Origin of the sequence: Flavobacterium ardleyense (assembly GCF_033547075.1) — a bacterium.
GTDB lineage: Bacteria > Bacteroidota > Bacteroidia > Flavobacteriales > Flavobacteriaceae > Flavobacterium > Flavobacterium ardleyense_A.
Window position 1 is genome coordinate 2,537,011 of record NZ_CP137891.1, and the last position, 23,222, is coordinate 2,560,232.

Sequence of the window (23,222 nt, forward strand, 5' to 3'; positions counted from 1 at the left end):
TATGCAATTATTTTACAATTCTTCTTTGAGCAAACATGATTTGGGATTCACATTTGATCGCGAGGAGAGCAAACATATAGTTAAAGTTTTACGTAAATCGGATGGAGACAAGTTATTTGTTACCAACGGAATAGGAGATTTATTTACTACCGAAGTTGTTTTGGCCTCGGAAAATAAATGCCAGGTAAAAATCGTTAACGTTGAGCATTTTGAAAGGAGAAAACAATACCTACATCTGGCCGTTGCTCCCACAAAAATGAATGACCGTTACGAATGGTTTTTAGAAAAAGCTACTGAAATTGGCGTAGATGAAATTACTCCCATAATCTGTGATCATTCAGAAAGAAAAAATATTAAATTGGAAAGATTTCAAAAGATAGTGCAGTCTGCGAGTAAGCAATCTTTGCAATATTATTCTCCAATTGTCAATGAGGCAATTTTGTTAAAAGATTTTTTAAAGCAAAAGCACACAGGACAAATTTTTATAGCTCATTGCGAAGATGGCAAGAAGAATACTTTAAAGGAAAGCATCAAACCTGACGGTAAAATTGTAATTTTAATTGGTCCAGAAGGCGATTTTTCTCCTAATGAAATAAAGATTTCGCTTGAAAATGGTTTCATGCCCGTATCGCTAGGACAAACAAGATTAAGGACGGAAACCGCCGCAATTGTTGCCTGCACATGTGTCGCATTTTGCAATGAATAAAATGAAAATGAAAAAATTAGTTACGATTTTAATGTTTCTGTGTTTTCTTACCTCTAAGGGGCAGGAAATTGCTTTATTAAAATATGGCGGCGGCGGCGATTGGTATGCAAATCCCACATCACTACCAAATCTTATTAAGTATTGCAATCAAAATATAAAAACGACTCTCAAATCTAAACCTGTTACGGTCACGCCATCTAGTTCCGAAATTTTTTTATATCCTTACGTTCATCTAACTGGACATGGAAATGTTGTATTTACCGAAAGTGATATTCAAAACTTAAGAAGTTATCTTCTAGGAGGTGGATTTTTGCATGTTGACGATAATTATGGAATGGATAAGTACATTCGCAGAGAAATTAAAAAATTATTTCCACAACATGCGCTGATTGAAGTTCCATCCACTCATGCAATTTTTCAAAAGCCTAATTCATTTCCTCGCGGATTGCCAAAAATTCACGAGCATGACGGCAAAGCGCCGCAAGCATTTGGAGTTTTTATTGATGGTAGAATGGTTTTACTATATACCTACGAAACAGATTTAGGCGATGGTTGGGAAGATCCCGAAGTGAATAATGATCCTGCTGAACTACGAGAGAAAGCACTAAAGATGGGTGCAAATATTATCTATTATATTTTTAATAATTAAAATTATGAGATCAAATACTATTGCAATAGGTTTGGTAAAAGCGGTGGGAATATTGGTCGCTTTTGCTATTATATTATATTTACTTTACATGATAAAGGCAGTATTAATTTACCTTTTGGTAGCCTTAATACTCACGCTATTAGGAAGTCCAATTCTGCGATTTCTTAAAAGAAGATTTAAATTTCCCAACACTTTAGCGTCAGCAGCGGTTTTGTTATTATTTGTGCTAATTATGGCGGGATTTATTATGATGTTTGTACCACTAATTATTTCGCAAGGACAAAATTTAGCGGTTTTAAATGCTGCGCAAATTGAACAAAATTTGATAACATTGTATAATCAATTTCTAACTTTTTTAGAAAGTCATAATATTGATTCGCAGAAATTAATCAAAGAATCTGACATCACTTCCTCACTAAGTTTTGCGTTTATACCTGCATTTTTTAACAGTTTTTTAGGAATTCTAGGAAATTTAGGAATGGCATTAGCTTCAATTTTCTTCATAACATTTTTCTTTTTAAAGGATAGGATGCTTTTTGAAAGAGGTGCTCGAAAGTTGCTCCCGGACAGTCATGAAGAAAAGATTTTAAATTCATTAGAAAAAATCAATCATTTGCTTTCTCGATACTTTATTGGCCTATTAATGCAGCTAAGTGTGATCTTTGTTCTATATATGATTGTATTATTTATATTTGATGTAGAAAATGCCGTAGTGATTGCATTTCTATGTGCCGTGCTGAATATTATCCCGTATGTAGGGCCACTTTTGGCTAGTATTATTGCAGCTTTATTAACGATGTTAAGCAATTTAGGAGGCGACTTTTCATCGGATATTTTGCCAACCACGATATATGTTTTAATCGGATTTTCGCTAGTGCAGGTGATAGATAATAATTTTTCATCTCCTATGATATTTTCAAATAGTGTAAAATCGCATCCTCTTGAAATATTTTTAGTAATATTGATTGCAGGCTTTATGTCTGGTATTTTAGGAATGATTGTGGCAGTTCCGGTTTATACAATTTTGAAGGTCATTGGAAAGGAATTTTTTCCAGAGAATACTTTAGTACGGTTGCTAACCAAAGACATTTAAGTTTTGAGTTTACAATTATTAAATCCTGCCATTCAGGAGTATATAAATAGTAATTTAACTTCGGATATCAGTACGATGGCACTGTCCAAGAATCCATTTGAGGGAGAAGATTTCAAAGAAATTCTCAATCAGATTGCCGCGAAAGCTAAAGCAAAGGATAAGCTTCCTACTTGGTATTCTACCAGAAACATTCTCTATCCATCAAAGATTTCGGTCGAGCAAACATCTTCAGAAATTACTGCAGAATATAAATCGTCTTTGGTTTCGGGGGATTCTTTAATAGATCTTTCGGGAGGTTTTGGAGTTGACGATTTCTACTTTTCGCAGAAGTTTGATAAAGTTGTTCATTGCGAAATGCAAGAGGAATTATCCGCAGTTGTCGCCCACAATTTTAAGATGCTTAACGCTAATAATATTCAGTGTACGATTGGCGATAGCACTCAGTTGCTTAAAAATTTCGATCAGAAATGGGACTGCATTTATGTCGATCCTTCCCGCCGGAACGAAACTAAAGGAAAGGTTTTTATGCTTGCAGACTGCTCTCCAAACGTTAGTGAACTACTGCCGCTTTATTTATCTTATAGCAATACGATTCTAATAAAGACTGCGCCAATTTTGGATATTACAGCGGCGATGCTTGAGCTCAAGTACGTGAAAGAAATTCATCTGGTCGCCGTCAATAACGAGATGAAGGAAATATTATTTTTGATAGAAAATGGGTTTAATGGCACACCAAAGGTTATTTGTGTAAATTTTACAAAAGTTGACTGTCAGAAGGTTGAATTTATTCTAAATTTAGATAGTCTGCCGTACTTCTCACTACCGAAGCAATATATTTATGAACCCAATTCGGCGATTATGAAATCGGGTGAGTACAATCAATTAAGTAATCAGCTAAATTTGCCCAAACTACATCAGAACTCACATCTTTATACCTCTGAAAATTTGCTAAAATTTCCAGGTCGAGGTTTTAGGGTGGATGAAGTGTTAGAATACAACAAATTGGGAATCTCAAAAGTTTCTGCTTTGAAAAAAGCCAATATTACAACTCGCAATTTCCCCTTAACCGTCGAAGAATTACGAAAAAGATTGAAATTGAAAGATGGTGGAAACTCCTATTGTTTCTTTACCACAAACATGAATAATGAAAAAATAATTTTAATTTGCAGCAAAACTCCAATTTTATAATGAAACAGCTTTTAGTATTTTTGTCTTTTTTCCTTACCTCTCTAGTTTTCGCTCAAGATCCTTGCGAAATTTCGGCTAACGTCACTGATTCGATTGGAACATATCAATCCACCAAACCATATTTGGTATATGAAAAAAATTTTGGTGAAGATAAGAGCTATCTGTATTTTTCGCTAGCAATTACAGATGGCACACCAACTTTAAATTTTCAGCATATTCGAAAAAGTAAAAGTTTTATGGTAGCCGATTGCTTCAATAGCGGTTCAAAACTATACTTGCAACTACAAAATGGAAAGGTAGTAACGATGGTTTATGCCGATGCGGGTGATTGTGGAACTGGAATACGATCAGAAGACGGATATAGTAACAGAGTTTTATCCGCAAATTTCTATTTTACCAAAGGCTCATTTGAAGATTTAAAAAAATCCCCGATTAATTTTATTAGAGTAAAATATGCATCTTCCAACACCAATTATATAATTAAATCAGCTTTAAAGTCAGAGCTTGACGGACTTTCGTACGAACCTGAATCCTATTTTCAGCGGCTGCTTACTTGCTTGAAACTCTAATCGCAGTTCCAGTTAAAGTTTGCGACATCGTCAATTAATTTATCATCCAAATTATAGTGCCACCATTCTGAAGAAAGCGGTGCAAATCCACTTTCGATCATTTTGTTTTTTAAATATAAACGGTTTTTCAAAATCTTATTGGAAAGCCGTTTGTAATTATGCCCAGCCTTTGGACTGAAAGAGTCAAAGGCAGTTCCCATATCGAGTTCGTTTCCGTCGCTATCTACAAGTGTCAAATCGACCGCTTTCCCTCGGTTATGAACGGAGCCTGTCTTTGGATTAGCGACGTAGCTAGGATTGTTGACAATTTTCCACATTTTCTTTTGCACATCGAGTGAACGGTAACAATCAAATAATTTAATTTTGTAACCATCTTTCGCCACCAATTCTGACGCAATGAGAAGAGCTTTAACGGTTTTTAATCGAAGATAGCACTCCGCACAATCGTAGACTACTTCTTTTAGAAAATTATCTGCAGTGGCATATTTTAGGTCGTAGATAAACTTATCAGTAAAATCTTTAAGATTCACAAATGTTGTATCGTTAACCTTTTTTGACGTCATTTCACATAAATCCGAATCTTTTTCTTGCGCAAATGCTGCAGTAGATAGTAGAATTAGAATAAGAGTGACGGCAGATTTCGAAATTGAATACATAAAAGATTATTTTATAGAAATAATTTATCGGTCGAAGTTAGTCTTTTTCCATGTGTTTTAAGATTGATTAAAGAAATTTAAAGTTTCTTAAAAAAATTAAAATTTCATATCGCTTTGATATTGAATAGCTTTGAAAAAACTTCGAAAATTTATCAAAAAAAAGCTGTGATAAACTTGTAATATATAAAGTAGTGCCCTACATTTGCAACCGCTTAGCAAGAGAGAAATTTCTGAAAAGCAGGAGAGTTGCCTGAGTGGCCGAAAGGACTTGTTTGCTAAACAAGCGTATGGGGAACTGTACCAAGGGTTCGAATCCCTTACTCTCCGCCACTTGTTTCTAATATAAATTCGACGTGAATTTTATTATATTATTAGAAATCATTTTCGGGGTGTAGCGTAGCCCGGTTATCGCGCCTGCTTTGGGAGCAGGAGGTCGCAGGTTCGAATCCTGCCACCCCGACCAAAACTTTTCCATAGGTTTTAAAACTAATGGAGGCATAGCTCAGCTGGATAGAGCACCTGCCTTCTAAGCAGGCGGTCGAAGGTTCGAATCCTTCTGCCTTCACAAAAACCCTCGTAATCTTTTGATTATGAGGGTTTTGTGTTTTTAGACTAATCGTAATACCGCCAACTACTTTTGCGATTTTTTTTTGTTAAATTCACCGAGAGCACTAGCAACTAGTAAGTACTCGGCTTGACCATCAGTTCTTAAATGCTCAAAATTTGAATTATAGCCCCGATGGGAACGGCATCCTTTTTCTTTTTCGCCTACCCTCTGTGGCAAATGCGAAAAAAGAAAAAGATACAGAGGACAGCGGGACAAATGGTGATAGAATATGTTATTTCTGCTCCCGAAAAAACACAGCGAAAATGTAATCTTGAACAAATTGCACTACCAATTTCAGTCATGCAAATTTCTTTAAAACATCGAGGCGATTTGGCAAATAATTTCGTGTTTAAATCGTACTTTTGCACCCATTAAAACTGTTCACTCATAAACAATTACTAATTCTGTAATTCGCAATACTAAATGGAGAGTAATTCTGTTTATAGATTGAAAATCTTTAAAGTGGTCAGCATCAAAAAAAGTATGCAGAAGCGTTAAAATTGGTATAGACTTTGACTTACACTTGGTTAAGTCACTCTGACAAGCATGTTTTTTTTTAAAATTATTGATGGTATGGAACAAAGCACTAGAACGATCCCAGCAAAATCTGTTACTAAAAAATTAGTTGTTCTTAACCGCTACTATAAAATCACGCAATTTTACTCGTTTTTAAAATCGACCGCGATTAAGGGCGGAATTGCGATTTTGATATTTGGGGCAATTTTAATAACTTTAGAATACTTCTTCTTAGATTTTGATAGTTTGCTTAACAGTCTTGTCGCAAATTACTCCCCTAGTATTATTTTGTCATTTTTTTTACTATCCGAAACTATTCTTGGTCTTGTACCTCCCGAGATTTTTATTGCTTGGGCGTCAAAATCGGCAACCCCTTGGACATTACTTTTCGCATTGGCAACAATGTCCTATATTGGCGGAATTATCGCTTATTTTATTGGAAATCGCTTATTTCTGATTCCTGCTGTAAAAAATCATATCGAAAATAAGATTGCCGGCCATATTACAAATCTGCGCCGCTGGGGTGGGGTTTTTGTGTTTATTGGCGCAATGCTGCCATTGCCGCATTCAATAGTGAGTCTGGCGTGCGGACTTATCAAGTATAATTTCAAACATTATCTAGTGTGGGCATTATTTAGATATGTGCGATTTGTTATTTATGCCTTAATTATTTTTCAAATTTTCTAATAGAATGAAGTGGATTCAGCAGTTGTACAATTGGGTTTTAAGTTGGGCCGAAACAAAATATGGAACAACGGTTCTATTTTTTCTAGCGTTTGTCGAATCGATTTTTTTTCCAATTCCACCAGACATTCTATTAATTGCTTTGGCTCTAGGCGCATCGCACAAAGCCTTTAGATATGCGCTAATTTGCACTTTAGGCTCTGTTTCGGGGGCTGTAATTGGCTATGCAATTGGAAACATGATGTGGTTAACTGCTGGTGGAGATTTTTCGCCATTTGCCAATATGTTCTTCAATAATATACCCGGATTTACAGTTGAACTTTACGAATCAATCAAAAATCTTTTTATACAGTACGATTTCTGGGTGATATTTACCGCTGGCTTCACTCCTATCCCTTACAAAGTTTTTACGATTAGTGCGGGTGCTTTCGATATCAATTTTGCTATGTTTATGGTAGCATCAATTATCAGTCGTGGTGCACGTTTCTTCATCATTGGATGGCTTATTTGGAAGTTTGGCCCAAGTATCAAAACTTTTATAGATAAATATTTTAATATGCTGGCATTGGCATTTACAATTTTTTTGATTGGCGGCTTTGCATTAATAAAGTTTGCGGTATAAGAATATGCAGTACTTGAAATAATTTAAAAAAATTGCGCAAATTGTTTGAGTAACCTCTTGATAACAGTTTATTAGAGGTGATTTCGAAATTACTATTATAAACCAAAAATTGATAATTTGAGCAAGAAAATAATTTTAATAACACTAATTGCCGTCTGGATTTTTTCACTAATTATCTTGATATTATCGCTCACTGACCTCTATAAAAATACTGTTTTGACAGAATATAGAGTAGTGATCGGTATAGCCTTTCTTGCCATTACTAGTTTTTTCAAGCCAATCTATACTGCTATTACTACTAAAAACTAGAAAGTTAAAGTTCTGAATGTCCAAAAGACAAATAGCCTACAACACGCAGGCTGTTCATATAATTTCAAAGTGCTATTTGACTATTTTGTTCTCGCTTCTAATATTGGCAAATTTGCCTCTGTTGGAATATAAACCTTACTACCACTGCTGTTTTTAATGGCGTCAATTTGTAGATATTTTAAATATTCGCTGTTCCCCTTCAAAGAGTTGCCAATAATTTGGTTGGCTTTCGCAATACCATAGGCTCTTTCAATTTCCGCTTGTGCTTCTGCCTTTGCAATTTTAATTCGAGCTTCTGCTTGCAAAGTTGCGCTTTCATTTTCGGCTTTTGCAGTTTCTATTAGCGCCTTTCGAGAACTTTGTGCCTCGATAAGTACCGACTTTCCATTGTTTTCGGCATCCTTAAATTTTTGAGTGCGGTTAAATTCCCAACAAGACGTCAATGAAAACGATAGTGCAATAACTGCAAATAAACTTAATTTTTTCATATATAATGTAAATAGTGCCTACTCTAATCAGTTTTCGGCGTGGCCTGTAAAATGTTATTTTCTTACTATTCTCAAAGAAACAAAATCTAAACCTCAATCTTATAATTTAACTTAGAAAGACTTTTGTAGATAAAATTGTTTTTAAAATTCCTATCATCTTTTTTTGGGCGCAACCATCGCCAGATTGCCTATCCTACCATAGAAGTTTGCGTTTGGCTCAGGTCGGGCTGTCCATTATATCTTTGCTGCCACACATTTTAGTTTTCATTATCGAACTTTCTACAGGCAGCAAAGGATGCCATTCCCATCCCTTGCGCGGGAAATTGTTTTCATAAATTATTTGGTGCTAGTCAAAATAGTTATCCTTTAATTCAGATCAGTGAAAAAACAGCGCTTTCTAAGCTCTTTTCATTGTATGAATATTAAACACTCTTCTGACAAAAATGCAGTAAGATAATCAGAATTTTCCATTATGAATTTGGCTTACAAAGTGCAAAATTAAAAAACCTCATTAACAGCCAACTGTCAATGAGGTTTTAAAAAAATGACATCTAATTTTAAAGTCTATTATATTATATTGATGGTAATTAATATCTAGTTTTGAGAACAATTTTACCTAAATTATCTAATTCTTCTTGGGCGGTAAAGTGCACAATTCCCTTTTTTGAAATTACTTCCCATGCGATATTACTTGTTATGTCATCAATTGCATTATCACTCTGGGCATTATCCAGCAAAGTAAAAGTTCGCTCATCATTCATAATTACAGCTTGTGAGAATTCTTGATTAACAATCAAAATATCTCCACGTCCATCAATAGCAGCTTGGTAGATTTCTTGCAAATCTGTCAACACTTGACCATTTGCAACCGCTTCCTGAATTGCTGCTATAGCTTCTGATCTTTTGTTTCTTTGTTGTTTTTGAACAATCTTCCAAGATTTCATTGCAATTTCATGCGTTTTCGTGTTGTTATAATCAATTGCATCATGACCTATGTAAACCTTAGGCACATCGGCAACTTCTTGAAGTTTATTCCAATTATCATTCTCAGCAATTACTACGCAGTTTAAATTTGTCGCATTATAGACTTTCACAACCGCCTTGTCTACTCTGTTTAAATACTCCTTCAAAAGATTATCTTGATATTCGGCATCACTCAACTTTATGCCTTTCTTATTTGAGTTTCGGTTTTCGCCAAATGGAAAGTCGTCATTTATAATTTCTTTTACAATAGAATCATTGGCTGCTTGATATAAGTGAACACCACTTTGCGAAAGCAGCAGAATCAAATAATTCTCGCTTCTTACATACGCTTTTATCAGCGATCTAAGTGCAAATGTTTCTGAAATTTGAACACCTTGATTATTTGTCGCCCATGCAGACTTGATGATATCCTTTGTGTCATTTGAGAGAAAAATATGTAGACTATCTAAGTTGTGATTATGATCAATTTCAGCTGATACACTTTCAATATTAGCTAATAATTTTGCAACATCTTTTTTTTCAGATTCGGCATTTATTCTATCTTTCGCCTCATCAAGTAAGTTTTTAAGTAAGATTGCGTCTAGTTTATTATCCGGATGCGTACGATGTGTATTTAATGAGATAGTTACACAAGGACTATTTTTTTCCGTTGCAAGTTTCTGCAATTGTTCTAATAATGTCATAGTTTTTAATAAATAAAATAAATTCCTACTCTATCGAATTTTCGGAAATCTTCCCTTTTCAATGTGAGGTCATTGCCAAAGTTAATAATTAGGTATTTTGTGGCAGAGATTCAAGCGATTGCTACTATCGTCAAGTGCTCAGACATTCATTTTTTAATATAGTGATAATAAGTACATTAACCTAATTTTTATAAGTAATTGTAAGTTATATCTGCTTAATGTACTACCTACTGATTTTAATGTGTGCTTAATCACTTTCTCTTCCTTATGAGTCAGCACATTCACAGGTCATGTTTTATGGGCCTTCGCCAAAAAACCATCAACGTAAAAACGTTAGTGTGAAAGAGAGGCAGGAAGTTGTTTTTCATCCGGTTAACTATAAGGGTATTTTAACTCCATTTGGATCGATAGCAATTTTGTAAAACATCGAAGAATATAATAGATGTGCTCCAAAACTGGAAGTTTTGAGAAAATTAATCATTAATTAATAGATCTATTACATTCAAATCTTTCCACAGCCTGCAAGTCCCTAGCAATTTTAGTTGTTAAACTTCGACAAAACTTTCTACGAGCAATTGTAAGGATTCCAAAAAAGAAAGGCATTCTTCCCAATAGTACAAATGGGTGATATTGAATATTATAGTACACTGTATTTTCACTCGGAATAATGCATATATTCAGAAATTTTAAGCCATTATGATCATCAGTTACTTGAATTCCAGTAGGATATACTTTATAATTCCAGTTTAAACTATCTAAAGTTTCCAAGATCATTTCTGAATTCCCAGCTTTGGAGAACTCGGTAGCAATAGATTTATAATTATCATCATTCCACTGACTATAAAGAATGCTAAGGACACAAATGACATAATAATAATATTCTAAGAATAGTAAATTGAGAATTTTCAGAATTATATATCCAACAGCAGCCATAATAATGAAGGTAATCAAACCCCCAAATATTATATCCCACCAATACTCCTTTCTTTTTTTTACTCTAAATGCCATAATCCTACCCAAATTGTACTTCGCATTTTATTGGCAAAGTATGTTTACAATAATCCTATCTTACCCACTTTGGATTCAAAGACTCATCTTCAATAACACAGACTATTATTTAAAAGTGAATCATTATAAAATGAACAATATAGTTTGTCCGATAATTTTAGGAGGGAATAGTGGTAGGAATGGGGGCGATTAAATTACAGATTGCGTTCTCATACACGCAAAATCGATAATTATTTTATAAAATCAGTTAAAAAATGAACAACACTTTCTGAATAATCAAATCTCATCTAGGACTTGGAACCATAGGTGCTTCTGGAATTCTGCTGCTAGTAGACTTTGACAATTCCAATCTTATTTAAATAAAATAAATCTTTTAAATATTTAAAGTAACTATCTGTCCCGTCCTTGCAAATACTAATGTAAGTCTATAGATGCTAATAATCAAATAATTAAGACAAAATATTTATAATTTTTACTAACAATTCAATAACAATGATGCTATATCTTGCTACTTTTATCATCGACCTAAGACAGATACGCTTCCTTCACAAGATGCAATAAACATACTATTCTCTGGACTTAAAGTAGACAAATATAAAGTTGAAACCTTCAGGTGTAAGCTAATTATTGCTTTAAACGCAGCAATTTTAAAATTTTATTGATTATCAACGAAGCGTAGTTCAATATCTTTAATTGGAATTAGTCAAGCAAAGAATTTTGGCGAAAGCCTAAAACATTCAGCTTGAGATTCTTCTTGAAGTGAACCTATATTTAACATTTACTAAAAATAAAATTTATTAATACATTACAAAAATTTGTACATTTATCCCCCAAATATTAGCTATGAGCAAAGAGGTATTACTTAGAAATAATGTTAAAGTTTTTGGCCAAGGAGATCAAGTTATGCTATTTGCCCACGGTTTTGGCTGTGATCAAAACATGTGGCGACTTGTTACTCCTGCCTTCCAAGAGCAATATAAAATTGTTCTTTTTGATTACGTAGGATGTGGTAAATCGGATAACGGGGCATATAATCCTGAGCGTTATTCTTCACTTAATGGGTATGCACAAGACATACTTGATATATGTGAGGAACTCCATCTACAAGATGTAATCTTTGTTGGGCACTCAGTAAGTTCTATGATTGGATTGCTGGCAGCGATTGATCAGCCAGATGTATTTTCGTCAATGATTTTTATTGGTCCCTCGCCACGTTATGTTAATGACATGGGATACATTGGCGGATTTTCAAAAGAAGATTTGGAAGGACTTCTAGATGTTATGGATAATAACTACATTGGTTGGGCAAACTTTTTGGCTCCGGTAGTAATGAAAAATCATGATCGTCCAGAACTTACCGCGGAACTTGAGGAAAGCTTCTGCTCTACCGATCCAGTGATTACGAGAAAATTTGCTCAAGTAACATTTTTTTCAGACAATCGTGATGATTTGTCAAAATTGACAATGCCTTGTTTAATTCTTCAATGTTCAGATGATGCACTCGCCCCAGATGCAGTGGGTGAATACACGCATCAAATGATTAAAGGTAGTACGTTCGAAAAAATGGAAGCTACGGGACATTGTCCTCATTTGAGTCATCCAGAAGAAACTATCACACTTATTCAGAAGTTTTTAAATCAGACCGTTTATTAGCCTGCACAACTCAGTTGATCAGAAATGGCGTGATATATACGATATCACGCCAAGCTGGCTATTTTCTTTTACATTTGACGGTGTGATTAAGAAAATGAATACTACTATGCAGTCTGATTTAGAGCTAGTTTTTGATACTAGTACAGTTGTCCGACTGGAAGATTTCTTGACTGTTGGTAGTAAAATATTTTTGCAGACGCACTTTGTACCACTTATAAAAATGCAAGGATTTGCCAAGGAAATTTTTCTAACTTTCCGATCAAAGGGTGGAATAGATTATCCTATACTTCTAAACGTTAAAAGACAAACAGACCACGACATTGATGAGGTCCATTGCAGTGGTATGATCATTTCTAATAGGAATCGCTTTGAAAAAGAATTGCTTACCGCAAAGAATGTTGCCGAAGAAGCACTTTCAAAAAATGAGGAATTGCAAAAAATTCGATTAGAACTTGAAGAGCACCAACGAGAATTGGAATTGCAGATCCGAACTTCGGCAGCATTGCACAGACAGAATCTCGAAATTTTTAAAGTAATTTCTCATGACTTGCAGGAACCATTGCGAAAATCGGTTTTATTTGCTGATTTAATAAAAAGCCAAAATACCGATTTACCTCTTTCTGCAACTGAAAAGCTGGACAGAATAATCGCATTTAATCAACATATGCGCGACATGGTTATGAGTCTTCAGCGTCTTGGCGAACTGGAAACCAGTAAAATAGTTCTGCAAAATATAGATTTTGAAAAACTGCTTAACGAAGCATTAACTCTTTCGGGAATTGCTAGCGAGACCGTAAAAATTGATTATCAAATTGGCTGTAAGAGTATTTATGGCGATGAAGTGCTGATAAAAACTATGTTTGTTGAGTTGTTTTTAAATGCGCTCAGATTTTGTAATTCTGAAAATGAATTTTGTATCATACAAATATCTACGGTCCTTGTCAAGCGTAATATTTTTATAGAATCATCCGAAAAGTATCGATATGAAGATTTTTTAAAGATCACATTTGCAGATAATGGTATCGGATTTAATGCAGACTCATCAAAAGTATTTCAAGTGTTTCAGCGAGGCGAGCAATTTGATAAAGTTAGTCCAGGATTGGCATATTGTCGACGAGTTGTTGAACTCCACTTTGGTACAATAATAGCAAAATCCATTACAGGTAAAGGTGCAGGATTTACAATCTTTCTTCCATATAAAGCAATTATCTAATTTCGTTTGTGGTAACTTAATTCAGTAAAACAGAAATTTCGAGAATTTATTCAGCAAAGTTTACTTCAATTAGAAGAATTTGGAATTAGATGTAATTATATTTTTATTCTTTTGATAAGCTGCTGATTTCTTCTTTGGATAATCTTTTAATAAATTCCCATTTAGAACCATTAAATTTTTCAGTAAAGCCTAAGTCTTCAAATATCACATATCTCATAACATCTTTTTGCTTAGCGGCATTTTCCTTAAATTTATTAAATTTAATTTCATCAATTTCAGTTTCTGTGAGCTTATCGCTGGTAACTTTTATGGAAAATTGCCCTGCACTCTTTTCCTGATTATTAAAGCGAAATATTGGTGAAATTACCTCAACGATACCCGGAGAGATAGCCTTTATAGTGTAGATGGAAGTAAAAGTAGTACTTGTTTGTCCATCATTTGTAGTTGTTGCCAACCTCTTTCTCGGGCCATCGATCAAAGTAAAATTTGTTCCTTTTAGAGGTGTTTCAGAATCTACAGTCGCTTTAACTTCAAAAATTAATGTTATGGTTTCATCAATTTTATATTGTTTTTTTTCGGTTCTAAAGGTAACATCTTGCGCGTAAACTGCGGTGCAAATAAAAAATATAAGGGCTGCGCTCATTATTGATTTCATAGTTTCTTTTTTCTAAAGTATGATTATCGGCAAGTTTTACTTAGCTGAGCTAAAATCAATTAGAGCAGAAAGCAATTCTATCAAATTCAAAATGAGGCAGATCAAATATAGAAAAATTAATTATAATTCATAATATTTTTAAAATTAATAACCTCCTTAAAAGCAAAAAAGGAAATTTTGGGAAGACTGTATCTAGACTTCTTCAAATGTAGGTAAGCCGTGCTTCGACCGAGGACAAATCGCCTTCTTGCTGAACTCGAGGTAAAAAACTAACTGTCTTACTTAAACTTCATCATATAGTAAGTTGAAGTCTTTTGGCGAAAGCCAGAAAATTCTAGATGCAAAAACACTAACTACAAAAAAAAGTCAGTGAATTTACAAATTATTGCTATTTGGCGATTCCGCTCGATCGGGCCATTCGTTTGGCAGCTCGCCACTAAAACCCATCTCTGGAAGAGTATCAATTTGCGTCATTTCATCTGCGGATAATTTGAAATCAAAGATGTTGATGTTTTCTTTAATTCGACTCAACTCTGTTGATTTTGGAATTACAATCACCTCTTTTTGAATAATCCAGCGAAGGCAAATCTGAGAAACCGACCTATTATGTCTAGCCGCAATATTTTCTAAAACTGCATTTCCAAAAACTTTTCCTCTTGCCATCGGCGACCAGGACTGCACTGCAATATCTTTTTGTTTGCAAAAATCAGTCAATTCGGGCTGCCAATATCCTGGATGAAATTCAATCTGATTCATAGCCGGAATACTATTGGCAGTCTGAAATAATGCATCCAAATGCTCTTGCCAAAAATTACTTACTCCAATTGATTTTATCAAACCATCAGCTTTTAATTCTTCCATGGCGCGCCAAGCATCGGCATTTGCCTTTTGCCAGTTGGTATAATTTTTAGCATTTGCTGGCCAATGAATTAAGTACATATCGATATAATCCAACCCTAATTTGTCCAACGATTCTTGAAACGCTATTTTGGCCTGATTATAACCAAGGTTTTCTCTCCACAGTTTTGTGGTAACGCATATTTCATTGCGGTCAATGCCGCTTTCTTTTATACCCTTGCCTACTGCCTCTTCATTTTTATAAACTGCGGCAGTGTCAAGTAGGCGATATCCATTTTTTAACGCATCGGCGACAGATTGCACAGCATCTTGTCCTAGTAATTTATACGTTCCGAAACCTACAAGGGGAATTTTATGACCGTCATTTAAAACTAAATCTTTCATATTATTTTTACGTTATAAAGTTATTTTACTGATACCTGATCTCACAGCTGATAAGGTATTAAATTTATAATAGATATTTTGTTAGCTATTTTATAAAATATTCAAATCTATAATCCTTCAAAAATCATATTGGCTGCAAAATTTCCAGCGGTAATAGCACCATCCATATAACCTGGAAATACCTCAGCCGATTCGGCACTTGAGATAAGTAGTCTATCATCAAAATATGATTTTCTAAAAATAGGATGTCCATTATTTTGATGTGGAAAAAGGAATGAATCTGAGTTTGCAAATGTAAACTGCTCTTTGCTCCAAATACATTCTTGGTAGTCAGTGAAGCTTAGAGCTGCATCCCCAAAAGTATTTTTAAGCTGCATTAAGACATTGTGCTTTCTATCTTCGTCAGTTAAATCCTTGTAAGCTGTACTCATAAAACCGCAGAGAGAGTATTTTGTCCTTTCATGATTTGAATGATCATAGAATTCGGTGATTGGTCCTGAATTGCTAAAAAAAGCTCCCGACTGACCCATTTCAAGCCAGAAAGGTTTTTCATAGCGCAGCGCTACTTTTATAGAATCTTCCATCCATGTGTGCGTTCCTTTTGCTACCGAAAATAACTCATGCGGTAAGGAAGGTTCAAACTGAATCTTTTTTGCCCATAATTTAGGTGGAAGTGCCAGTACCACTTTCGAGCCTTCAAAATCCTGATTTGCAGTAACTTTCACTGAATCTCTCTCGAAAAATATTCGTGATACGGTCTGATTTAGTAGAATGCTTTTAGAATCTAACTTAGAATATAATGCATTTATTAAAGCAGATGTTCCGCCTACAATTCTGTAGCTTGGCTCTTGTTGCGGGATTTCGATAGCTTTAGCTGGAGAATTTGGATCAGGCTGATAGAATGTTGTTCCAGTCATAAACTGTTCAAAATAATTTATCTTCAACTCATCCAAAAGTTCTCGAAGGTGCCTGTGCGAGCTATTAAACCAGGTCGCACCCATCTCTGTCGGACAATCATCGTTGCCGAATGTCGTATGAATTCTCCCTCCAATCCTAGATCTTGCTTCGAGGATTGTAAACGGAATTCCCCGTTGTTGTAAGCGAAAAGCAGTAACGAGCCCAGATAATCCGGCTCCTATTATTAGTATCATTATTTTGAATTCTTTTTATTACAATTATTATATTTTGATTGGTTTAGAGTGACGGCTCACCTTTTTTTTTAATAACCCACAATTTCGACTTTACTCCTACCGCTGGCTTTTTTGCTGACTTTTATCTGAACAGGAATTCTTTCGGTCATTTCCTGAACATGCGAAATTACTCCTACTTTCCGACCCTGATTGTGCAATCGTTCTAGCGCGTCCATTGCAATATTTAAAGTATTTGGATCTAATGAACCAAATCCTTCGTCGATAAATAGCGATTCGACCTTCATTTTGCTAGAAGATAACGATGCTAAACCAAGAGCCAAAGCCAATGAAACCATGAATGATTCACCGCCCGAAAGTGAATATACGGTGCGGATTTCGTCTCCCATATCCAAATCTACCACTTGCAATCCCAAGGTATTTGGAATTCGTTCTATTCTATAGCGATTGGTTAGCATTTTCAAATGTATGTTGGCATAACTTAGCAATACTTCCAAAGTATGCTCTTGAGCAATTTGTCTAAATTTCTTTCCGTCCGAAGATCCAATAACTTCATTTAATTTACTCCAATTATCTGTGATAGCGAACTGCGCCGAAATATCGTTGAGCAGATTTCCGATTTTTTGTTTATTCAACTGATCTTCCTGAAGCTTATAAGCAATACTAGCTTTCGCCTTACTATAATTATCATATTGAGTTTTCACAGAAAGAATCATCTCTTTTAGTTCATCAAGTAGTCTTTCTGAAGGTCTTTTGATTAAATGTCCTTCTACTATTTGAGTCCGTTCTAGTAGAATCGATCTTGCTTCTGTCTGCTCCTTCTCTACCTTATTTAGAGCAGTACGTTCTCCTGCAATCCAATCAGAATTTAAGTTGAGCAATTCATGCAACTCTACAATGGTAAGATTCTGCTGTGATTTTTGATTGTAATCCTCTAACCAATTCTGAATCTTTATACTCGTATTTTGACATTCGTTTTCCAATTTTGAAATGCTATTTGTAATTTCTTTAAACTGTGCTGTTGCAGCTGCCAATTCAATATTATTTTGACCCAACGAAGTTTTTAAGTTCTCAACAATTTTCTGTGATTCCTCAACTGAAGTTTGAAACTTAAGTTCCATTACTTCGGCAGATTGTCCTTCAAAAATCGCTTGACGTTCCTGTTTCAATTTTTCAAAATATGCTAGCTGGATCTGATACAAATCTGCCTTTTGCAAAAGATCCTCTTCTAAACTTTTTGCCTGTACTTGCAATTGGCTCAAAGTAGAAGTTGCAATCGAATGTTGGTTTTTACTTAATTCTAATTTTGCCGCAGTTGCTTTCCATTCTTCAGAAAAACGATTAATAGATGCCACAAATTCCGCTGGAGCTTTTTTCCAATTTAGAATCCAATCTTTGGTATCGAAATATATAGAAAGACTATTCTGTATTTCTAATAAAGCATTTTCTGCCGAATCCAACTGTTTTGAAATTCCGATCAGTTGCTCTTCATTTAGCGCTAAGCTGCTTTTGATTTCTTTAAGATCATTATCTTTTTTTGTATTAGAATCTTTTAATAATTCTAAGGCAGATTTATCTTTTTCAAGTTGAGCACGAGTGATTGTGTGCGAATTAATTTGCAACTGTAATTCCATGTGTTTGCTTTCTAAATACTGTTTTCTTTCCACAAACCAATTTGACAGTAGATCCTCTTCTATCGCTTCACATTCTTTTGAAACACTCAAGGCTGCCCATCGATTTTTTTTATTTTGGAGAAGTACGTCTTTATCAATAATGTCAGCTTCCTGTCTCGAAATTGTTTGACGTATTGTTTCGCATTCCTTCTCCAAGCTAATTTTCTGTCCAAACTGCGCTAAATAGTTTTTTTCGTGATTTTGATATTGCTGCTCTAACGATGTGAGAACTTTCTCGAGTTGAGGATTTCGACTAGCATATGGGTGTTCTTCACTTCCGCATACTGGACAAGGTTCATTATCTACCAAGGAATTTCTCAGAGTTTCCACATTTTCTGCAGATGCCAAGCGTGCTTTGTGTAGTAACTGCTCCGAAGTTTCTTTCACAATTCGACCTCTTTCTACTTGACGTTCTAACTGTTCTAGAAGGTCCGTTTTCTCAAATAGATCAATATGGTCATTGTTGTTCTTTTCGCATAGTTTATCAGAATCGACGCTTAAATTATATAAGACATTCCATTCAGCCTGCGCTTCTATAGTGTTGTTTAGAGATCTATCAACAGCATCTTTTTCTAAACTTAATCTCTCTATGGGAAATAGCAGTGCTTCTTTAAATTTAGCGTCGTAATTTTTTTTATCGTTTTGATAAATCAGCAAATCTTTCTCATAATCGGCTGTTTTCGAATCGATTTCTACTTTTAAAAGTGCAGTCTTTTCTTTTAAATTTTTCTGATCGGCATAAGATGATATTGTGTTAGCAAGTAATCTCTCAGCATCCGCGAATTTCGAAATAATTAAATCCTTATTTTCGGCAATTGATTTTTTGGAAATATGCTTCGTTTGCCAATCAAGCATAGCTGTAATGGATAAATCCAGTAACTCAATTTCGGTAATTTTTTGGGTTAACTGTTGTTGGTGATTTTCAAAATTTGTTTTTGCTTTTTGAGATTCTTCTTGAGCTGCCTTCTTCTGTATTTCACGTTCATGAATTAATGTGTCTAATTTTTTGGCTGTAGCCAAATTAGGAAGCGCCTCTTTCTGATTTTTTAGCGCGGTCAACAAATTCTCTTGATCCTTTACATATTGGGCATCCAATGATTTCTTTTGAGAATTTAAATATGAAATCTTCGCCTTAAGATTTTCTAAAATAGTTTTCTGTTCATTTAATTGCTTTTTATTGTAAAGTAAAGCATCATTCCACGATCGAGTCGTTTGTGCTTGTTCTACCTGATAAAGTTTCAATTTTCGAACTTCTGCAGCACTAACTGCACCGGTCGCTTTCTGCAAAATTTCTATTGCAAAAGCTTTATTTTTCTCTAATTCAGCATATTGCTCGTGCCAATTAATTTCTTTTGTAAGAGCATCAATTTCTAGCTTAATTTGGTCAATCTGAATTTCCAAAACAGATTGTTCCTGCTTAATTGCGTCAATTTCTTCATCTGTTAGGGTTATAATTCCCTCTCTACGAAAATTTAAATCCCGAAGAACTTGTTCTTCGCTGCGATATTTTTCGAAAATTTTCTTGGAAATCTCTGAATATATGTGTGTCCCTGTTAGTTTTTCTAGCAATGATGATTTCTCGTCTTTATTGGCTTTCATAAACGCAGTAAAATCGCCTTGTGCCAGTAAGACTGAACGTGTAAATTGTTCGAAATTTAATCCTACCAAACGCTCTATCTCCTTGTAAGTCTCAACCTTTTTTCCTGGCAAATCGAGTCCAGAAGAGATGTTTTTCAAGGCTATAGTATCGGCTTGCAAACCGCCATCGGCTTTATTTCTAGCTCGACGTACGCTCCAGGTTGAGCGGTAATTTTGTCCGTCAGTTCCAACGAAATCTACTTCGGCAAAGCCATCGGCAGTACCGTCACGTAAAATTCCTCTCACATCGCCCTGACTCATGGTACTTCCTTGCACGTCGTAAATTTCGATTCCCATCTCTTTGGCTTGAAGATAGCGCGGAGTTTTTCCGTAAAGGGCCAAACATAAAGCATCTAATAATGTCGATTTTCCTGCGCCGGTAGCGCCAGTAATAGCAAATATTCCCGCTGATGCCAAAGGTTCAGATGTAAAGTCAATTTCGGTTAGTCCTTCCAAAGAAGCTAAATTCTTAATTCGAATGGCGTTTATTTTCATCTGGAACTGATTGTCTTTTTTATTATTTAATTCTTTATAAGTATTTTTCTGCTTACGCAAAATTGATTCTCGCTACCATTTGCGTTAATTCTCTGCCTGGTTGACTTCTTCTAAGGTCTGTCGGAATAAGTCCATCAAGTGATCTGGTACTTCTGCATCATACTTGCTATGGTATGATTTTGAAAACACATCAATTGGTTTCAATTCGTTGAGAAGTTCTTGAGGGCTAGATTCTTCCGGATTTGATTTAGATTTTGAATAATGCTGCTGAATACGCGCCAATCTGACATTTTTAAATTTTAGAACTTCGTCAATTTTATGTCGCAGCGCAGGCTCTGGCTCTTCCAAAAGTACTTGCACTTCTAGATATGGTGCTGGAAAATCGTCATTTTTTTCGGGAAGTTGATTTAACTGCTCCAATACTTTCTCCAAAAGTTCGGCCTTTAAGGGGATTCGCAATAGCGGAATTGTTACAGGAATTTCGACTGTTTTTAGCGAAGTAATTTCATTTTCTAACTCGAAAATGAAAACCTGATGTTTGTAGTTTCTCTCAGAAAACGACATTGGTAGCGGACTTCCCGAATAGCGAATGTGTTCTTTACCGCCAATACGTTGCGCCTTGTGAATATGACCCAACGCAACATATTTAATATCATCGTGAAAAGCTGTTGCAGCAACACATTCAACGCCACCCATAATTGGTCTTTCGGATATATCCATATCCAACACTTCGGCGTGCTGTGTGTGCAAATGTCCCATTGCAATAATATTCTGATCATCTTGCTTAATTTTCTGGGCATACTCAAAAGCTTCGTTGTATAGAGCGGTAACACCTTCGGCATACGGACTTGTTGAATTGGCAATATTTGGATAATCGCCAATTCGCAAAAACGGAATAGCCAGACACCAGGTTTTTATTTCACCGAATTTGTTTCGCAACGGAATGGTCAACTTCTCATAATCGACACTGCCATCACTATTTTTTTCGATAGTTCCAATAATGTGAATGTTAGAAGATTCTAATAGAGGTTTGGGTGCTTCTAGTCGAGAAGCCGAATCGTGATTTCCAGCCGTAATAACAATTTGTAAATCGGAATTTTCCTTTGTGGCCTTTTGCAGGAAAGTATAAAACATTCTGATTGAAGCTGCCGCCGGATTAGAAATATCAAATATATCACCGCTGACAAGCAAAACGTCTATTTTCTCTTCCTTGATTGTTTCTAAAAGCCAATCTAAAAATTGTTGGTGTTCAAAGTTTCTATCGTATTCGTGGAAGAGTTGTCCTAAATGCCAGTCAGCGGTGTGAAGTATTTTCATTAGATGGATTTTCTAACGTAAAGGTAGCAATCTTTGTTTGTGTTAGAAAGAGCTTAGAAAGACTTTGAGACTATTTTTACTTGGATTCTAATTCTTAATATTTGGTCATTTTTTAAAAAAGATTACTAATAATTTAATTAGAGTCCACTTCCATTTACCTAAAATAAATTGATGAGGAATTATTTTGAACTTTTAAACTTAATTTCATACCACGATATATCAAATAAGCCTTTTTTATATAAAATTGAAACCTGATCGTTTATTTCCATATTTTTAAATTCATCCTTTGTCACAGAGACTTCTTTAGCTTCCTTTTGTTCTCCCCAAGACGTTAATTTTACACTGTAGGTTGAACTACTGCTATATCCCTGAATAAATTTTTTATCTGTTATTGTAGAAGTAAATAAATTGGGAATTGATCTATCATATAAACAGTTTATAATAACAACTGTACTAAAAGAGTAGGCAAACATTGCAACACAATACGTAAATAATGTGAAGTATTGTTTTGCTTTATCATTCTTCAACGTTTTATCATCGATAATTAAAATCACAACATAAGTTGCTGCAATTAACAGAGAAGGTATCCATACATTAGAATAATTAAAGATTTTATAATCCTGTAAAGTTCTAATTAATAAACCCACACTTGGGGAAATTATTGAAAGCATTATAGTTGGGTGACCGCTTTTAGTTCGAGCATCAAATAGTAGTAATCCTTTAAAATATTTTAAAATAATCAAGCAGAGAATTGGAAATAAGATTGATGAAATAATCACTAACTCGTATGGTTTAGGATAAGCGACGAGCCATATCAGGAGCCATATTCCTGTAATATTTAAAGCTACAGCAACTTTTTTAGCACGTTTCAAATTATTATTTCTTTCCACTACTGTCCAGCCATAATCAACATCGCTTAAAATTTTTTTATTTTCCTCGGCAGCATCTGCGATATCCAAATTTTGGAAATTTTTGGACGCCCAATCTAAAATTTCTTTATAATTGTCAAATAGGGAAGAAATTTTAATTCGACTCTTGCAATTCTTGGACTCAAAAAAAATATATTGTTCCCTGATTCTAAAACCTACAATCTCCTTATAGAGTAACTGCTTTTCAGAAAAATTGCGCGCTACGGTTATTCTATCTTTGGAAATTGCAAATTTTGCTGTAAAAGCATTAAATATTTCGATTACTAACGTTATGGCTAAAAATATAGAAACTCCTAAAACAATATTAAAAATGTTCCAGTCAGTTTCGTTCGGTTTTTCCAATAGCATCTTAAATACAAAGTAAAAAAAACAGACTAATGCAACAGCGACAATGCAGATAAATATCTTGTAATATAAAGGGAAACGGAATTCTGTCAAGCTTCGAGATTTAAATTCTAAATAATTGCAAGGTTTTAAAATAGGATATATATTCTAAA

At 34.7% G+C, this 23,222-nt stretch carries 19 protein-coding genes and 3 tRNA genes; 12 read left to right on the forward strand and 10 right to left on the reverse strand.

The window, feature by feature from the left end; translation table 11 throughout:
* Window position 1 precedes the first annotated feature (1 nt).
* Genes SBO79_RS10970 through SBO79_RS10990 form a run of 5 tightly spaced genes read left to right on the forward strand, consistent with a single transcriptional unit; the run spans window position 2 to window position 4,205 of the window.
* The gene (locus tag SBO79_RS10970) at window positions 2-706 is read left to right on the forward strand and encodes a 16S rRNA (uracil(1498)-N(3))-methyltransferase (RefSeq protein WP_318640443.1); all 705 of its coding nucleotides are present in this window, start codon (window positions 2-4) and stop codon (window positions 704-706) included.
* Between the two features lie 7 nt (window positions 707-713).
* Complete coding sequence (locus SBO79_RS10975; protein ID WP_318640444.1) at window positions 714-1,355, forward strand: DUF4159 domain-containing protein; 642 nt, start codon at window positions 714-716, stop codon at window positions 1,353-1,355.
* Between the two features lie 4 nt (window positions 1,356-1,359).
* Window positions 1,360-2,448 (forward strand): AI-2E family transporter, encoded by a 1,089-nt coding sequence (locus tag SBO79_RS10980; protein WP_318640445.1) that lies wholly within the window; start codon window positions 1,360-1,362, stop codon window positions 2,446-2,448.
* A gap of 3 nt (window positions 2,449-2,451) precedes the next feature.
* A complete protein-coding gene (locus SBO79_RS10985; RefSeq protein ID WP_318640446.1) occupies window positions 2,452-3,636 on the forward strand; it encodes a THUMP-like domain-containing protein in 1,185 nt (394 codons plus the stop codon).
* Window positions 3,636-4,205: a hypothetical protein gene (locus SBO79_RS10990; protein ID WP_318640447.1), complete on the forward strand. Its 570-nt coding sequence runs from the start codon at window positions 3,636-3,638 to the stop codon at window positions 4,203-4,205. Before SBO79_RS10985 ends, SBO79_RS10990 begins: the two co-directional genes overlap by 1 nt.
* Here the strand turns inward: SBO79_RS10990 and SBO79_RS10995 are convergent.
* Window positions 4,202-4,861, reverse strand: coding sequence for a M15 family metallopeptidase (locus tag SBO79_RS10995; protein WP_318640448.1), 660 nt, complete (start codon window positions 4,859-4,861; stop codon window positions 4,202-4,204). The two genes, SBO79_RS10990 and SBO79_RS10995, sit on opposite strands and share 4 nt — an antisense overlap.
* A 240-nt stretch (window positions 4,862-5,101) precedes the next feature.
* On the opposite strand from SBO79_RS10995, the gene SBO79_RS11000 reads away from it, so the two are divergent.
* From SBO79_RS11000 to SBO79_RS11020, 5 genes are all read left to right on the forward strand, one after another.
* A tRNA-Ser gene (locus SBO79_RS11000) sits at window positions 5,102-5,191 on the forward strand.
* A 55-nt stretch (window positions 5,192-5,246) separates the two neighbouring features.
* Window positions 5,247-5,324 (forward strand) — tRNA-Pro (locus SBO79_RS11005).
* A gap of 28 nt (window positions 5,325-5,352) precedes the next feature.
* A tRNA-Arg gene (locus SBO79_RS11010) sits at window positions 5,353-5,426 on the forward strand.
* 615 nt (window positions 5,427-6,041) lie between these two features.
* Entirely contained in the window at window positions 6,042-6,671 is a 630-nt protein-coding gene (locus tag SBO79_RS11015; RefSeq protein ID WP_318640449.1) for a YqaA family protein, read from the forward strand.
* 4 nt (window positions 6,672-6,675) lie between these two features.
* On the forward strand, window positions 6,676-7,290 hold the full coding sequence (locus tag SBO79_RS11020; RefSeq protein WP_318640450.1) for a YqaA family protein: 615 nt from the start codon (window positions 6,676-6,678) through the stop codon (window positions 7,288-7,290).
* A 389-nt stretch (window positions 7,291-7,679) separates the two neighbouring features.
* Here SBO79_RS11020 and SBO79_RS11025 read toward each other — a convergent pair whose 3' ends face one another.
* From SBO79_RS11025 to SBO79_RS11035, 3 genes are all read right to left on the reverse strand, one after another.
* A complete protein-coding gene (locus SBO79_RS11025; RefSeq protein WP_318640451.1) occupies window positions 7,680-8,087 on the reverse strand; it encodes an SPFH domain-containing protein in 408 nt (135 codons plus the stop codon).
* Window positions 8,088-8,674: 587 nt separating this feature from the next.
* On the reverse strand, window positions 8,675-9,754 hold the full coding sequence (locus SBO79_RS11030) for a baeRF3 domain-containing protein (RefSeq protein WP_318640452.1): 1,080 nt from the start codon (window positions 9,752-9,754) through the stop codon (window positions 8,675-8,677).
* A gap of 480 nt (window positions 9,755-10,234) precedes the next feature.
* Entirely contained in the window at window positions 10,235-10,705 is a 471-nt protein-coding gene (locus SBO79_RS11035; RefSeq protein WP_318640453.1) for a hypothetical protein, read from the reverse strand.
* A gap of 900 nt (window positions 10,706-11,605) precedes the next feature.
* On the opposite strand from SBO79_RS11035, the gene SBO79_RS11040 reads away from it, so the two are divergent.
* Both SBO79_RS11040 and SBO79_RS11045 read left to right on the forward strand, forming a co-directional pair.
* Window positions 11,606-12,415: an alpha/beta fold hydrolase gene (locus SBO79_RS11040; RefSeq protein WP_318640454.1), complete on the forward strand. Its 810-nt coding sequence runs from the start codon at window positions 11,606-11,608 to the stop codon at window positions 12,413-12,415.
* Between the two features lie 94 nt (window positions 12,416-12,509).
* Window positions 12,510-13,628 (forward strand): sensor histidine kinase, encoded by a 1,119-nt coding sequence (locus SBO79_RS11045; RefSeq protein WP_318640455.1) that lies wholly within the window; start codon window positions 12,510-12,512, stop codon window positions 13,626-13,628.
* Between the two features lie 103 nt (window positions 13,629-13,731).
* Here the strand turns inward: SBO79_RS11045 and SBO79_RS11050 are convergent, their stop codons facing one another.
* The 6 genes from SBO79_RS11050 to SBO79_RS11075 form a co-directional block, all read right to left on the reverse strand.
* Complete coding sequence (locus SBO79_RS11050) at window positions 13,732-14,283, reverse strand: hypothetical protein (RefSeq protein ID WP_318640456.1); 552 nt, start codon at window positions 14,281-14,283, stop codon at window positions 13,732-13,734.
* 375 nt (window positions 14,284-14,658) lie between these two features.
* Window positions 14,659-15,525: an aldo/keto reductase gene (locus tag SBO79_RS11055; protein WP_318640457.1), complete on the reverse strand. Its 867-nt coding sequence runs from the start codon at window positions 15,523-15,525 to the stop codon at window positions 14,659-14,661.
* A 107-nt stretch (window positions 15,526-15,632) separates the two neighbouring features.
* On the reverse strand, window positions 15,633-16,676 hold the full coding sequence (locus tag SBO79_RS11060) for a flavin monoamine oxidase family protein (protein WP_318640458.1): 1,044 nt from the start codon (window positions 16,674-16,676) through the stop codon (window positions 15,633-15,635).
* A gap of 68 nt (window positions 16,677-16,744) precedes the next feature.
* Complete coding sequence (locus SBO79_RS11065) at window positions 16,745-20,479, reverse strand: AAA family ATPase (protein ID WP_318640459.1); 3,735 nt, start codon at window positions 20,477-20,479, stop codon at window positions 16,745-16,747.
* Window positions 20,480-20,563: 84 nt separating this feature from the next.
* Window positions 20,564-21,796, reverse strand: a complete 1,233-nt coding sequence (locus SBO79_RS11070; protein ID WP_318640460.1) for an exonuclease SbcCD subunit D — start codon at window positions 21,794-21,796, stop codon at window positions 20,564-20,566.
* 179 nt (window positions 21,797-21,975) lie between these two features.
* Entirely contained in the window at window positions 21,976-23,163 is a 1,188-nt protein-coding gene (locus tag SBO79_RS11075; protein WP_318640461.1) for a hypothetical protein, read from the reverse strand.
* Window positions 23,164-23,222: the final 59 nt, after the last annotated feature.

Excerpts from the sequence above, each read along its gene's own strand:
- SBO79_RS10970 (WP_318640443.1), top strand. The coding sequence starts at position 2 with ATGCAATTATTTTACAATTCTTCTTTGAGCAAACATGATTTGGGATTC.
- SBO79_RS10975 (WP_318640444.1), top strand. The coding sequence starts at position 714 with ATGAAAAAATTAGTTACGATTTTAATGTTTCTGTGTTTTCTTACCTCT.
- SBO79_RS10980 (WP_318640445.1), top strand. The coding sequence starts at position 1,360 with ATGAGATCAAATACTATTGCAATAGGTTTGGTAAAAGCGGTGGGAATA.
- SBO79_RS10990 (WP_318640447.1), top strand. The coding sequence starts at position 3,636 with ATGAAACAGCTTTTAGTATTTTTGTCTTTTTTCCTTACCTCTCTAGTT.
- SBO79_RS10995 (WP_318640448.1), bottom strand. The coding sequence starts at position 4,861 with ATGTATTCAATTTCGAAATCTGCCGTCACTCTTATTCTAATTCTACTA.
- SBO79_RS11015 (WP_318640449.1), top strand. The coding sequence starts at position 6,042 with ATGGAACAAAGCACTAGAACGATCCCAGCAAAATCTGTTACTAAAAAA.
- SBO79_RS11020 (WP_318640450.1), top strand. The coding sequence starts at position 6,676 with ATGAAGTGGATTCAGCAGTTGTACAATTGGGTTTTAAGTTGGGCCGAA.
- SBO79_RS11025 (WP_318640451.1), bottom strand. The coding sequence starts at position 8,087 with ATGAAAAAATTAAGTTTATTTGCAGTTATTGCACTATCGTTTTCATTG.
- SBO79_RS11030 (WP_318640452.1), bottom strand. The coding sequence starts at position 9,754 with ATGACATTATTAGAACAATTGCAGAAACTTGCAACGGAAAAAAATAGT.
- SBO79_RS11040 (WP_318640454.1), top strand. The coding sequence starts at position 11,606 with ATGAGCAAAGAGGTATTACTTAGAAATAATGTTAAAGTTTTTGGCCAA.
- SBO79_RS11045 (WP_318640455.1), top strand. The coding sequence starts at position 12,510 with ATGAATACTACTATGCAGTCTGATTTAGAGCTAGTTTTTGATACTAGT.
- SBO79_RS11050 (WP_318640456.1), bottom strand. The coding sequence starts at position 14,283 with ATGAAATCAATAATGAGCGCAGCCCTTATATTTTTTATTTGCACCGCA.
- SBO79_RS11055 (WP_318640457.1), bottom strand. The coding sequence starts at position 15,525 with ATGAAAGATTTAGTTTTAAATGACGGTCATAAAATTCCCCTTGTAGGT.
- SBO79_RS11060 (WP_318640458.1), bottom strand. The coding sequence starts at position 16,676 with ATGATACTAATAATAGGAGCCGGATTATCTGGGCTCGTTACTGCTTTT.
- SBO79_RS11065 (WP_318640459.1), bottom strand. The coding sequence starts at position 20,479 with ATGAAAATAAACGCCATTCGAATTAAGAATTTAGCTTCTTTGGAAGGA.
- SBO79_RS11070 (WP_318640460.1), bottom strand. The coding sequence starts at position 21,796 with ATGAAAATACTTCACACCGCTGACTGGCATTTAGGACAACTCTTCCAC.